Here is a 12,913-nt window from a genome sequence, read left to right on the forward strand (position 1 = left end):
GGCCTTCACGGACCTTCTCAGGGTGCTGTGGACGCCAGCACGAAGGACTCCGGCGGCAGGTGCGCGGCGCCGCCGTCCAGGGTGGCCGGTGCCCATGCGAGCAGCTCCTTCGTGGCCCCCAGCGGCAGCGTGACGTCGCCCGGGCCGAAGTTGCACGCCAGCCGCAGGTCGCCGCGGCGCAGCACGAGCCACGACCCGTCCGGCGCCGCGTCGATCCGCAGGTCCGGCGTCCACGGGTCGGCCAGCTCGGGCCGTTCGCGGCGCAGCCGGATCAGCGTGCGGTAGAGCTCCAGCATCTCCCGGTGCTCCGGCTGGTCGGCCTCGGCCCAGTCGAGCTTCGAGCGCTCGACGGTGGCCGGGTCCATCGGGTCGGGGACGTCGGTCTCGCCCCAGCCGTGCCGGGCGAACTCGCGACGGCGTCCGGTGCGGACCGCCTCGGCCAGCTCCGGGTCCGGGAAGGAGGCGAAGAACTGCCACGGCGTGCTCGCCGCCCACTCCTCCCCCATGAACACCATCGGCGTGAACGGCGAGCAGAACAGGATGGCCGCGCCGCAGGCCAGCCGGCCCGCGGGCACCGTCGCGGACAGCCGGTCGCCGGCCGCGCGGTTGCCGATCTGGTCGTGGTCCTGCAGGTAGGCGAGGAAGCGGTGCCCGGGCACGCTGCGGGTGTCCACCGGCCGGCCGTGGGTCCGCTCGCGGAACGACGACCAGGTGCCGGCGTGGAAGAAGACGTCGCGCAGCACCCGCTGGAGCGCGTCCGGCGCGGCGAAGTCCGCGTAGTAGCCCTCGTCCTCACCGGTCAGCCGGACGTGCATCGCGTGGTGGAAGTCGTCCGACCACTGCGCCTGCAGGCCGTAACCGCCGCGCTCGCGGGGCGTGACCAGCTTCGGGTCGTTGAGGTCGGACTCGGCGATCAGCGTCAGCGGCCGGTTCAGCGCCGTCGACAGAGCCTCGACCTCGACGGCGAGCTGTTCGAGCAGGTGGACGGCCCGCCGGTCGAGCAGCGCGTGGACGGCGTCCAGGCGCAGCGCGTCGAGGTGGAAGTCGCGCAGCCACGCGAGCGCGTTGTCGACGACGTAGCGGCGGACCTCGTCCGAGCCCGGACCGTCCAGGTTGAGCCCGGGTCCCCAGTCGTTCTGGCCGGCGAAGTACGGCCCGAACCGGTCGAGGTAGGCCCCCGACGGCCCGAGGTGGTTGTAGACGACGTCGAGCACGACGGCCAGGCCGCGCGCGTGGGCGGCGTCGACGAACCGCTTCAGGCCGTCCGGGCCGCCGTAGGGCTCGTGGACCGCGCCCCAGAGGACGCCGTCGTAACCCCAGCCGGCGGTGCCGTCGAAGGAGTTCACCGGCAGCAGCTCGACGTGCGTGATGCCCAGCTCCACCAGGTGATCGAGCCGGTCGATCGCGGCGTCGAAGGTGCCGCCGGGGGTGAACGTGCCGATGTGCAGCTCGTAGACGACGCCGCCCGCGAGCTGCCGCCCGTGCCAGGCGTCGTCGGTCCAGTCGAACTCGGCGTGGTCGTAGACGCGCGACTCCTGGTGCACGCCGTGCGGCTGCCACCGCGAGCGCGGGTCCGGCAGCGGCTCGTCGGAGTCGCCGATCAGGAAGGCGTAGTTGATGCCCTCGGCCTCGGCCGACCACCAGCCGCCTTCGCCGCGGGTCATCTCGTGCACGTCGGCGTCGACCCGGACGCGGACGCGCTCGGCCGACGGGGCCCACACGGTGAACGTCATGCGTCTCCTCGCACGAGCAGGGCCACCGGGTAGCGGCCGAACAGGGTGGCCAGGTCCGGGCTCGCGTCGCGGCCGGTCAGGACGTCGGTCCAGACGCCGTCGGGCAGCGGCAGCACGGTGTCGCGCCAGCCGCCGGCCTCGGCGAGGCCGATCGGCAGCCGGGTCACCACTACCACGAGACCGGGGGCCCGGGTGTAGGCGAGCACGTGGTCCGCGGCGACGCCCTCGGCGCGCAGCGGCCGGTAGCCGCGGAACAGCGCGGGGTGCTCCTGACGCAGCTTCAGCGCCTTGTGCGTCACGAGCAGCTTCGCCGCGCCCGAGGCGTCGATCTCCGGCTGTTCGCCGTCGATGACGCGGGCCAGGATCTCGCGGCGGGCCGGGTAGTCGACCGGACGGCGGTTGTCCGGGTCGACCAGCGAGAAGTCCCACAGCTCGGTGCCCTGGTAGACGTCCGGGACGCCGGGCGCGGTCAGCTGCACGAGCTTCTGGCCGAGCGAGTTGCTCCAGCCCGGGCCCTCGATCCGGCCGACGAACGCCGCGATGTCCGCGGCCAGCTCGGCGTCGCCCATGACGTCGTCCGGCCAGGCCGCGACGTCGTTTTCGAACTCCTCGTCGTGGTCGGTCCAGCTGGTCCGGAGCTTGGCCTCCTTGGCCGCCTTGTCGAGGTAGTCCCGCAGCCGGGGCGGCTCGATCGGCCAGGTCGACACCAGCGTCTGCCAGGCCAGCAGGTTCAGCGACGGCTCGTCGATCCCCCGGCGCGCGGTCCAGCGGCGGACGGCGTCGGCGAACTCGCCGGGCACCTCCGCCAGCACCGACGCGCGGGCCCGGGTGTCCTCGGACCGCTTGGTGTCGTGGGTGGTCAGCGTCGTCATCGCGGCCGGGTAGCCGGCGTCGCGGGCGGCGGCGAGGCGGTGGAACTCCTCGACGCCGGTGCCGAACCGGTCCGGGTTGCCGCCGACCTCGTTGAGCGCGGCGAAGCGGGTGTAGCGGTAGAAGGTGGTGTCCTCGGTGCCCTTCGCGACGACCATGCCCGACGTCTGCTGGATCCGCGTGGCCAGCTCGCCATCAGGTTCGGCGCGCACCTGCGCGTCGAGGGCGTCCAGCGCTTCACCCAGGTCGGGCCGGGCTTCCCGGGCCGCGGCGATCGCCGTCGCCCAGTGCTGCTCGCCTTCGGGCAGGTAGGAGCGGTAGACCGGGAACGCCACCATGGTCTCGGCGACGGCTTCCCGGGCGGCCTCGGTGTTCCCGTGGCGCAGCAGCGCCGCGATCCGCCGGACCTCGGCGACCAGGATCCGGTCGGTGACCAGGCGGCGGGCCTCGGCCTCGACGTCGTGGTAGCCGGTCCGGACGCCGAGCTCGTCCGCCAGCGCGGTGTACGCGGGCTCGGCGGCCGGGTCGACGAAGACCCCGGCGATCTCGCGCAGGGCGTCGTAGCCGGTGGTGCCGTCGACCGGCCAGCTCTGCGGCAGCGGCTCGCCAGGGTGCAGGATCTTCTCAGCGACGATCCACGCGCCGGGCGCGTTCTCCCGCAGCCGCCGGAAGTAGCCACCCGGGTCGGCGAGGCCGTCCGGGTGGTCGACGCGCAGGCCGGTGACGTCCCCGTCGGCGACCCAGCGCAGCACTTCGCCGTGCGTCTCGGCGAACACCACCGGGTCCTCGACGCGGACCGCGGCCAGGTTGGTGATGTCGAAGAACCGCCGGTAGGTCAGCTCCGCGTTGCCGCGCCGCCAGCCGACCAGCCGGTAGTGCTGGCGCTCGTGCACCTCCTGCGGCGTGCCGCCGCCGGTGCCGGGCGCGATCGGGAACCGGTGGTCGTAGTAGACGAGCTCGTCGCCTTCCACGGTCAGCTCCGACACGGCGTCGTCGTCACCCAGGACCGGCAGCAGGATCGGGCCGCGGTCCCAGTCGACGTCGTAGAAGGCGGCGTGCTCGGCGTCGCGGCCGTGCGTGAGCACGTCCCACCACGAGCGGTTCACCTTCGGCGTCTCGACCGACATGTGGTTGGGCACGATGTCGACGACCAGGCCGAGCCCGGCCTCCTTGAGCCGCTTGGCCAGCTCCCGGCGGGCCTCCTCGCCGCCCAGCTCGGGCCGCGCCCGGGTCGGGTCGACGACGTCGTAGCCGTGGGTCGAGCCCGGCGTCGCGTCGAGCACCGGCGACGCGTAGAGCGCGCCGATGCCCAGGTCACGCAGGTAGCCGGTCAGCCCGGCGGCGTCGGCGAAGGTGAACTCCGGGCGCAGCTGCACCCGGTAGGTCGACTCCGGCACCGTCATTCCGTCTCCGTCCGCTGCAGCACGATCAGGGACCGGGCGGGCAGCGTGAGCTTGCCGCCGCCCTCGATGGGCTCCGCGTCCGTGGGCTCCACCTCGCCGGTCGCGGAGTCGATGACGACCGTCCAGGCCTGGCCGTAGCCGTTGCCCGGCAGCGTCGCGTCGATGTCCTCGTAGTGCGCGTTGAAGGCGAGCAGGAACGAGTCGTCCTCGACCGACATGCCGCGCGGGTCGAGGTCGGGGATCGCCTTGCCGTTGAGGAAGACCACGACCGCCTTGCCGAAGCCGTCGTCCCAGTTCTGCTCGGTCATCTCCTCGCCGGCCGGGGTGAACCAGGCGATGTCGCCGAGCTTGTCGCCCTTGCCGACCGGGCCGCCCTGGAAGAAGCGGCGGCGGCGGAACACCGGGTGCCGGTGCCGGAACGCCGTCAGGCCGCCGACGAACTGGACCAGGCCGGCGTTCTCCTTGGCCAGCTCCCAGTCCATCCAGGCGATCTCGGAGTCCTGGCAGTAGACGTTGTTGTTGCCCTGCTGGGTACGGCCGATCTCGTCGCCGTGCAGGATCATCGGCACGCCCTGCGACAGGAGGATCGTGGCGAGCATGTTGCGCTGCTGGCGGATGCGCAGCTCGTTCACCTCGGGGTCGTCGGTCTCGCCCTCGACACCGCAGTTCCACGAGCGGTTGTCGTCGGCGCCGTCGCGGCCGTCCTCGCCGTTGGCCTCGTTGTGCTTCTCGTTGTAGGACACCAGGTCCCGCAGCGTGAAGCCGTCGTGGGCGGTGACGAAGTTGATCGACGCGAACGGGCGGCGGCCGTCGTCCTGGTAGAGGTCCGACGAGCCGGTGATCCGCGACGCGAACTCCCCGAGCGTCGAGGGCTCACCCCGCCAGAAGTCGCGGACGGTGTCGCGGTACTGCCCGTTCCACTCCGTCCACAGGGGAGGGAAGTTGCCGACCTGGTACCCACCGGGGCCGACGTCCCACGGCTCGGCGATCAGCTTGACCTGGCTCACGATCGGGTCCTGCTGCACCAGGTCGAAGAACGTGGACAGCCGGTCGACGTCGTAGAACTCCCGCGCCAGCGCCGAAGCGAGGTCGAAGCGGAAGCCGTCGACGTGCATCTCCGTCACCCAGTACCGCAGCGAGTCCATGATCAGCTGCAGCGTGTGCGGGTTGCGGACGTTCAGCGAGTTCCCGGTGCCGGTGTAGTCCATGTAGTACTCCGGCTCGCCTTCGACCAGCCGGTAGTACGCCTCGTTGTCGATGCCGCGCATCGACAGGGTCGGCCCGAGGTGGTTGCCCTCCGCGGTGTGGTTGTAGACCACGTCGAGGATCACTTCGATGCCGGCCTCGTGGAAGGCCTTGACCATGCCCTTGAACTCCTGGACCTGGCCGCCCTCGCCGGGCATCGCGGCGTACGCGTCGTGCGGCGCGAAGAACCCGATCGTGTTATAGCCCCAGTAGTTCGTGAGGCCCTTCTCCTCCAGGCCGTGGTCGGAGACGAACTGGTGCACCGGCAGCAGTTCCACGGCGGTGACGCCGATCTTCTGCAGGTGCTCGACCACGGCGGGGTGGGCCATGCCGGCGTACGTGCCACGCAGCGCTTCCGGCACGAACGGGTGATTCACCGTCATGCCCTTGACGTGCGCCTCGTAGATGACCGTCTCGTTGTAGGGGCGCCGCGGCTGGCGGTCGTTGCCCCAGTCGAAGAACGGGTTCGCCACCAGCGAGTACGGCACGCGCCCCGCCGAGTCGGCGTCGTTGCGCTCCTCCGGGTTGTCGAACTGGTAGCCGAACAGCGATTCGTCCCACTTCACGCCGTGCGAGACGGCCTTGGCGTACGGGTCGATCAGCAGCTTGTTCGGGTTGCAGCGCAGACCGCGGCTCGGGTCGTACGGTCCGTGCACGCGGAAACCGTAACGCTGGCCGGGGCCGACGTTGAGCAGGTAACCGTGGTGGACGAAGCCGTCGACCTCTTCGAGCGCGTGCCGGGTCTCGTTGCCGTCGCCGTCGAACAGGCACAGTTCGACCTGCTCGGCCACTTCGGAGAACAGGGCGAAGTTCGTCCCGACTCCGTCGTAGGTGGCGCCGAGCGGATAGGGCGTTCCGGGCCAGGGCCGCACTGGTGTCTCCTCGAGCTTCGGGTGGTGCCGGGGCGTCCGCACTCGCGGACGCGCATCACAGGGGGTCGTGCGCTGCCGTATACCCGTTACCCGGGCAACGGACGCGCCGCGGCCAGCGGCGCCACCGCGGCGCGCACTCCCCTCGCGGTGAAGAAGCCGTCGACGCTGACGGGAAGGGGAATCCGCCAGTTAGGGTACTGGTCGACGGTTCCCGGCAGATTCGGCTGCCGCACCTGGCCCGCGACGTCGGCCGGCGAGGTCAGCACCAGCCGTGACGCGGCTTTCGCGAGCAGGGTGTGCAACGCCACGACCGGGTCGCCGTCCGGGATCCCTTCGCGCGCAACGAGTTCGAACAAAGCTTCACGTTCGTCCGCCGCGGCCCGGCTTTCGGCTTCGGCACCGCGGTCCAGCAGCCCCAGCTCGGCGCGGACCCGGACGTGCTCGGCGGCCAGCCAGCCGGCGACCGTGGGCAGGTCGTGCGTGGAGATGCTGGCCATCGCGTCCGGGTCCCAGTCGGCCGGGTCGGTGAACGGGTGGCCGGGGGTGTCCCAGTCGCGTTCGAACCACAGGACGGCCGAGCTCAACATGCCGCGCTCGTGCATGGTCTCGGTGACGACGTCCTCGACGGTCCCGAGGTCCTCCCCCACGACCACCGCGCCGGCGCGGTGCGCTTCGAGCGCCAGCACGCCGACCATCGCCTCGGCGTCGTAGTGGACGTACGTGCCGCGGTGCGCGGGCTCGCCCGGCGGGATCCACCACAGCCGCCAGAGTCCGGCGATGTGGTCGACGCGGATGCCGTCCGCGTAGCGCAGCACGCCCCGGATGACGTCCCGAAACGGCGCGTAACCGGCTTCGGCCAGCTTGTCCGGCCGCCACGGCGGGAGGTTCCAGTCCTGGCCCTGCTGGTTGAACGCGTCCGGCGGCGCGCCGACCCGGACGTCGGCGGCGAAGACGTCGCGCACCGCCCAGGTGTCGGCCCCGCCGGGGTGCACGCCGACCGGCAGGTCGTGCACGATCCCGACGGTCATCCCGGCTTCGCGCGCGGCCCGGCGGGCCTCGGCCAACTGCTCCCGGCAGAGGTGCTGGAGCCAGACGTAGAAGCCGACGCGGTCCTTCAGCTCTTCGCGCGCTTCGGCGACTTCGGGGCCGGCCGGGTCGCGCAGCGGCTCGGGCCAGTCCCGCCAGTCGGCGCCGTGCCGCTCGGCGAGGGCGCAGAAGACGGCGAAGCCCCGCAGGTCGTCGTCCGCGGGCAGCTCTTCGACGCGGTGCGGCCAGAGCAGCTCGAGCGCGGCGCGCTTGGCCGTCCAGACGGCGTCGTAGTCGATCAGTTCGCCGTCGCGGTCCGGGGCCAGCGAGCGGACGGCCTCCTGCGTCGCCGCGTCGGCCGCGGTGAAGGTCTCGGTGGCGGTGACGCGCAGGTAGATCGGGTTGGCGAAGCGACGGCTCGCCGGCGAGTAGGGCGAGCGCTCGACGGGGTGCGCGGGGCTGAAGGCCTGGACCGGGTTGACCAGCAGCACGCCGGCGTCGAGTTCGGCGGCGGAGCGGGCCGCGAACGTCGCCAGGTCGGCGTAGTCGCCGATGCCCCAGGAGCCCGCCGAGTGCAGCGAGTAGAGCTGCAGCATCCAGCCCCAGGCGGGGTGGACGGCGGGCAGCTTCGCCGGGACCACGGCCAGCACGACGTCCTGCTCGGCGGTGACCACCCGGTGCCAGCCCAGCGGCAGGTCCGCCGGCAGCTCGCCCCGGACGTGCCGGCGGGTGCCGTCCTCGAGCACGACCTCGGCGTCCGCGCCGAGCGCCCTGGTAGTGCCCTCCTGGACGACGATGGTCGGCGGCAACGCGCCCGCCGGCCGGGCTTCGCGCACGGCGGTCAGGGCCGCGCCGATCGCGTCGTCGCTGGTCGCGTCCACGCCGAACTGCCGCAGGACAGCGACGACGACGTCGTCGTCCACCGCCACCCACACCTGGTCCGAGTTCTCGTACCGGGTGGCGACGCCGTGGGCGTCGGCGAGCTCGTGCAGGGGACTGCGGGCTTCGTCGGGCAGCTCGGGGCCGGGCGTCTCGTGGGGCACTGGCACAGCATTCCGGTGCCCGGCCGTTCGCGCCATCTGCGCCAGCCGACATCACTCGACGCCGTCGACGGTGAATTCCGGCCGATCTGCGAAACGGCTCGTGACCTTCTAACTTCTCCTCATGGGTGTGCGGAGGACGTTGAACGTGGACGAGGTCCTGAAACGCCAGGACTCGGGTGAGCTCAAGCGGCGGTTGCGCGGGCGCGACCTGATCGGGTTCGGCATCGGGATCATCATCGGGACCGGCATCTTCACGCTCGCGGGCGTCGAGGCGAAGACGCACGCCGGGCCGGCGGTGACGCTGTCGTTCGTGCTCGGCGCCGTCGTCGCCGGGCTGGCGGCGCTCTGTTACGCCGAGCTCGCGTCGAGCGTCCCGACGGCGGGCAGCGCCTACACCTACGCCTTCGCCACCCTCGGCGAGATCTTCGCCTGGATCATCGGCTGGGACCTGCTGCTCGAGTTCGCGCTCGGCGCCGCCGTGGTCGCCCGCGGCTGGTCCGGCTACCTGGCGAACCTGCTCGGCCTGTCGCCGGAGTGGTTCGGCGAGGACGCGAAGGTCAACGTCGGCGCCGTCCTCATCATCGCGGTGCTCACCGTGGTCGCCGTGATGGGGATCAAGGAGTCGGCCTGGCTGACGAACCTGCTGGTGTGCGTGAAGGTCGCGGTCTGCGTCCTGGTCCTCGGCGTGGGCCTGTTCTTCGTCAAGGGCTCGAACCTGACGCCGTTCATCCCGGCGGCCAAGCCGCCCGAGGGTGGGTCGAGCGTGCTGGAGCAGCCGATCGTGCAGGCGGCGCTCGGGCTGGAGCAGTCCGTGTACGGCATCGCCGGCATGATCACCGCCGCCGCCGTGGTCTTCTTCGCCTACACCGGCTTCGAAGCGCTCGCGAACCTCGGCGAGGAGACGCTGAACCCGAAGAAGGACCTGCGGGTCGGCATCCTCGGCGCGCTGGTCGTCTGCGCGGTGCTCTACATCGGCGTCTCGATCGTCCTGACCGGGATGATCCCGTTCACCGACATCGACACCGGCGCGCCGCTGGCCGACGCGTTCGACAAGGTCGGCCAGCACTGGGTCGGCGCGCTGATCTCGCTCGGCGCGGTGACCGGTCTCACGTCGGTGATGATGGTCGAGCTGGTCACGATCGGCCGGATCGGCTTCGCGATGGGCCGCGACGGCCTGCTGCCCAAGAAGCTCGGCACCGCGCACCCGAAGTGGGGCACCCCGCACCGGATGACCATCGGCGGCGCGGTGCTGATCGCCGTGCTGGCCGCGTTCATCCCGATCGCCGAGCTGGCCGACATGGTGAGCATCGGCGCGCTGTCGGCGATGATCATCGTCGCGGTGGCCGTCCCGGTGCTGCGCCGCCGGCGGCCCGACCTCGACCGGCCGTTCACCGTGCCGTTCTCGCCGGTGATCCCGATCGTCGCGGCGCTGGCGTGCTTCTACCTGATGCTCAACCTGAACGTGCTGACGTGGATCCGGTTCGCGGTCTGGCTGGCGCTCGGCCTGGTCATCTACTTCACCTACGGCCGCCGTCACTCCCGCTTCGCGCCGGAGAACGCCGGCCGCGATCCCGAGGTCAGTCCCAGAACGACGGAGTGAGGTTCGCCACGCGGACCGCCTCTCGGGCCACCGCGGCGCGGTCCGCGTCGACGACCAGCAGGACCCCCAGCCCGGCCAGCGCCGCGGCGAGCCATTCCACCGGCTGGTCGTGGATCCCGTTGTCCCCCAAGGACGGGTAAGTGTCCACAACGGACACCAGCGTCCCCTCGGCGCCGATCCGGATGCCCGCCAGGAGCACGAAGTGGCCACCGGGCGGGCGCCAGCGCGACGTCCACAGTGGCGGGACGCCGGTGTCGAGGTAGTCGAGCAGCGCCCGTTCCGGGGTGTCGTCGGCGCCGAGTTCCGCGCCGTCGATCCGGGCGATCACCGCGACGCGCGGCAGGTCCCACAACCCGGCCAGCAGGTCGAACAGCGAGCCGGTGGTCCACTCCCCCGTCGCCGGCACCGCGGTCAGGGCGCCGCCGGACAACGCCCCCACGGCCGTCGCCAGCGCCGAAGCCCGGGTGCCCGCCGTGACCGGATCGCGCACGACTCTCGGCGGCAACCGGAAATCGGCCCGCCCCGGCTCGCCCGGCGGGCGCACCGCCGGCCCGCGCACGGTGCCCGCGGCCGCCGCGACGGCGTCCTGGTCGGGCACGTCGACCCCGGCCGCGCGCAGCGCCGCGAGGCCGCAGAACGCCGCGGCCAGCCCGTCCTTCTGCGGCAGCTCCGCCTGGGCCACCGCGGCCAGCCGGGCCCCGCCCGGCAGCCACCGCACCCCGGACAGATCGAGCTGCCCGCCGTCGATCCCCGAAGACATCGATCCCTCAAAAGTCCCGTCAGTAGCGCCACCGGCGTGCGGCGACGACCTCTTCGACACCCCGTCCGGCCGGGCCGTCCCCAGTATCCCGGCCCGCCAGGGCCACGGCCAGCACGATCCGGCTCCCCGGCAGAGCAGCCCCACCGGAGCGAGCCGTCCACCAGCACCGCCGAGCAGGCCTCTTTCCGAGCGGCCCGCCGGCACACCCCCACCAGGGCGGCCCCCACCCTCTCCGGGGGGTCGGCCCCGCTTCCAGCGTATCGGGGGTGTCCGACGAGAAGCCGGAAACCCGGCGAACGAGGGCCGGTTACCCACATGTCGGGCCGCCTGTGGACAACCCCGGCCGAGCGGTTCAGCCGGGGCGAGTGCTCAGCCAGGCCGCGCAGCCACGCAGGCCGCACAGCCAAGCCAGGCCGCGCTGCCCAGCCAAGCCGAGCCCCACAACTCACCCAGGCGGAGCCGCGCAACTCAGCCAAGCCAGGCCGCCCAACTCACCCAAGCCGAGCCGCTCAGCCAAGCCAAGCCAAGCCGCCCAACTCACCCAAGCCGAGCCGCTCAGCCAAGCCAAGCCAAGCCGCCCAACTCACCCAAGCCGAGCCGCTCAGCTCAACTCGGCCAAGCCGGGCTGCGCGGTCGCCGGCCAGCAGAGGCAGAACGGGTGGCCCGCCGGGTCGGCGTACACCTGGAAGTCGTCGCCGGTCGTGCTGCCCGCCGCCTCTTTCAGTACCGTGGCGCCCAGGGCCATGACCTGCTCGTGCGCCTCCGGGAAGTCCTCGACCCACAGGTCGAGGTGCACCTGCTGCTTCACCGGGCCGTCCGGCCACTGCGGCGGCGTGTGGTCCGGGGCCAGCTGGACGCCGATCCGCGGGGCGCCGTCCACCAGCACCATGTGCCAGTCGCCGTCCTCCTCGACCTCGCCGCCGAGGACGCCCGCCCAGAACCGGCTCTCGGCCGCGAGGTCCGCCGCGTCGAACGTGACGACCTGGTGCTTGATGCGCATGCCGGCAACCTAGCCCGGCGGCTCGGGAGACGGCCGCGAAGGCGCCTCACGTCGCCGTAGCGCCACGCCGGCGACCACCGCCAGCGTCCCCAGCGCCTCCGGCAGGCTCGGCACCTGGCGCAGCAGCAGGAAGCCCATCACGCCCGCCGTCACCGGGAGCAGGGCCAGGAGGACCGCGAACCGGGCCTGGCCCAGCCTGCGCAGCACGACCTGGTCGAGCGCGTACGGCACCACCGTCGACAGCACACCCACCCCGATGCCGAGCAGGAGCATGCGTGGCGAAGACCACACTTCTCCCGTGCCGAACGCCAGGGGCGAGAGCACGACCGTCGCCACGGCGAAGCCGATCGCCAGGCTGTCGATGCCGTCGCCGTCGCTCGCGACGCGCTTGCCGAGCAGGATGTAGCCCGCCCACGCGGCCGCCGCGCCCAGGGCGAACAGCACACCCAGGGCGCTCCCGGACAGCTGGACGTCGGCGATCGCCACCACCCCGGCGGCCACCAGCAGCAGGGCCGCGACGTCCCGCCGGGTGCGGGAGCCGGCGGCCGCCACCACGACGGGCCCGGCGAACTCCAGCGCCACGACCGTGCCCAGCGGCAGGCGGGCGATCGCCTCGTAGAAGAGCACGTTCATGCCCGCCGTCACGATCCCGAAGGCGCACGCCAGCAGCAGCCGGCGGCCGCGCCAGGCCACGCGCGGCGGCCGTCGCCAGGCCAGCAGCACCACCGCCGCGCCCAGGCACCGCAGCCAGGCCACCCCGGCCGGCGTCGCGTGGCCGAAAAGACCGACCGCGATGGCCGCTCCGGCGTACATGGAAATTCCGCTGAGAACGAACAACAGCGGGGCGGGTACCGCGGAAACCTTCCGGGCCGACGTCGGTGCACTCACGACTCCATGGTGCCTGACCACGGAAAATGTGACTCTCCGGGTAATCGACTCCTGCATTGCGGGATCCCGCTACGGCATCCGGGGTAAATCGACGTGACTCGGGTCCCACCGGCGCGGGAACACTTGCGGGCCGCGAAACGTCTGGAAGAGTGGAAGCACGAACACCGCGGAGCCGGAGACGATCGCCGTAGCCGACATCAGTCCGAAGTGGGCGTAGCTGGATCGATGGCACCGGGCGACCGGTGCCGGGACGGAGGGAGACCCCCATGACAACGCCGACGCTCACCCGCCCCGAACTGACCGCCCTCGACCGCTGTGACCGGTGCGGGGCCGCAGCTCAGGTACGCGCTGTCCTCAAGGGCGGCGAGCTTCTCTTCTGCGGGCACCACGCCCGCGAGCACGAGGCCAAGCTCAAGGAACTGTCCGCCGACATCCAGCGGTAACGACCTAGACACACGAAGGCGGCCAGTGCG

At 72.2% G+C, this 12,913-nt stretch carries 9 protein-coding genes; 2 read left to right on the forward strand and 7 right to left on the reverse strand.

Going from position 1 to position 12,913, the window contains the following annotated elements; genetic code table 11:
• Positions 1-17: 17 nt before the first annotated feature.
• The 4 genes from treZ to malQ form a co-directional block, all read right to left on the reverse strand.
• On the reverse strand, positions 18-1,733 hold the full coding sequence (treZ, locus tag OG494_RS22520; RefSeq protein ID WP_328458765.1) for a malto-oligosyltrehalose trehalohydrolase: 1,716 nt from the start codon (positions 1,731-1,733) through the stop codon (positions 18-20).
• Complete coding sequence (gene treY, locus OG494_RS22525; protein ID WP_328458767.1) at positions 1,730-4,006, reverse strand: malto-oligosyltrehalose synthase; 2,277 nt, start codon at positions 4,004-4,006, stop codon at positions 1,730-1,732. Before treY ends, treZ begins: the two co-directional genes overlap by 4 nt.
• Positions 4,003-6,123: a glycogen debranching protein GlgX gene (glgX, locus tag OG494_RS22530; RefSeq protein ID WP_328458769.1), complete on the reverse strand. Its 2,121-nt coding sequence runs from the start codon at positions 6,121-6,123 to the stop codon at positions 4,003-4,005. Before glgX ends, treY begins: the two co-directional genes overlap by 4 nt.
• Positions 6,124-6,209: 86 nt before the next feature.
• A complete protein-coding gene (gene malQ / locus OG494_RS22535; protein WP_328458999.1) occupies positions 6,210-8,165 on the reverse strand; it encodes a 4-alpha-glucanotransferase in 1,956 nt (651 codons plus the stop codon).
• Positions 8,166-8,337: 172 nt separating this feature from the next.
• Between malQ and OG494_RS22540 the strand changes: the two genes are divergently transcribed.
• The gene (locus OG494_RS22540) at positions 8,338-9,792 is read left to right on the forward strand and encodes an amino acid permease (RefSeq protein WP_328459000.1); all 1,455 of its coding nucleotides are present in this window, start codon (positions 8,338-8,340) and stop codon (positions 9,790-9,792) included.
• On the opposite strand, the gene OG494_RS22545 is transcribed toward OG494_RS22540, so the two are convergent.
• The 3 genes from OG494_RS22545 to OG494_RS22555 form a co-directional block, all read right to left on the reverse strand.
• The gene (locus tag OG494_RS22545) at positions 9,770-10,552 is read right to left on the reverse strand and encodes a DUF6885 family protein (protein WP_328458771.1); all 783 of its coding nucleotides are present in this window, start codon (positions 10,550-10,552) and stop codon (positions 9,770-9,772) included. The genes OG494_RS22540 and OG494_RS22545 overlap by 23 nt on opposite strands.
• A gap of 601 nt (positions 10,553-11,153) precedes the next feature.
• Positions 11,154-11,552, reverse strand: coding sequence for a VOC family protein (locus OG494_RS22550; RefSeq protein ID WP_328458773.1), 399 nt, complete (start codon positions 11,550-11,552; stop codon positions 11,154-11,156).
• Between the two features lie 9 nt (positions 11,553-11,561).
• Positions 11,562-12,365, reverse strand: coding sequence for an EamA family transporter (locus tag OG494_RS22555; protein ID WP_328458775.1), 804 nt, complete (start codon positions 12,363-12,365; stop codon positions 11,562-11,564).
• A gap of 341 nt (positions 12,366-12,706) precedes the next feature.
• Between OG494_RS22555 and OG494_RS22560 the strand changes: the two genes are divergently transcribed.
• Positions 12,707-12,883 carry a DUF7455 domain-containing protein gene (locus tag OG494_RS22560; protein ID WP_247063514.1) on the forward strand — a complete coding sequence of 59 codons (177 nt, stop codon included), beginning with the start codon at positions 12,707-12,709 and terminating at the stop codon, positions 12,881-12,883.
• Positions 12,884-12,913 lie beyond the last annotated feature (30 nt).

Origin of the sequence: Amycolatopsis sp. NBC_00438, from assembly GCF_036026695.1 — a bacterium.
Taxonomy (GTDB): Bacteria; Actinomycetota; Actinomycetes; order Mycobacteriales; family Pseudonocardiaceae; genus Amycolatopsis.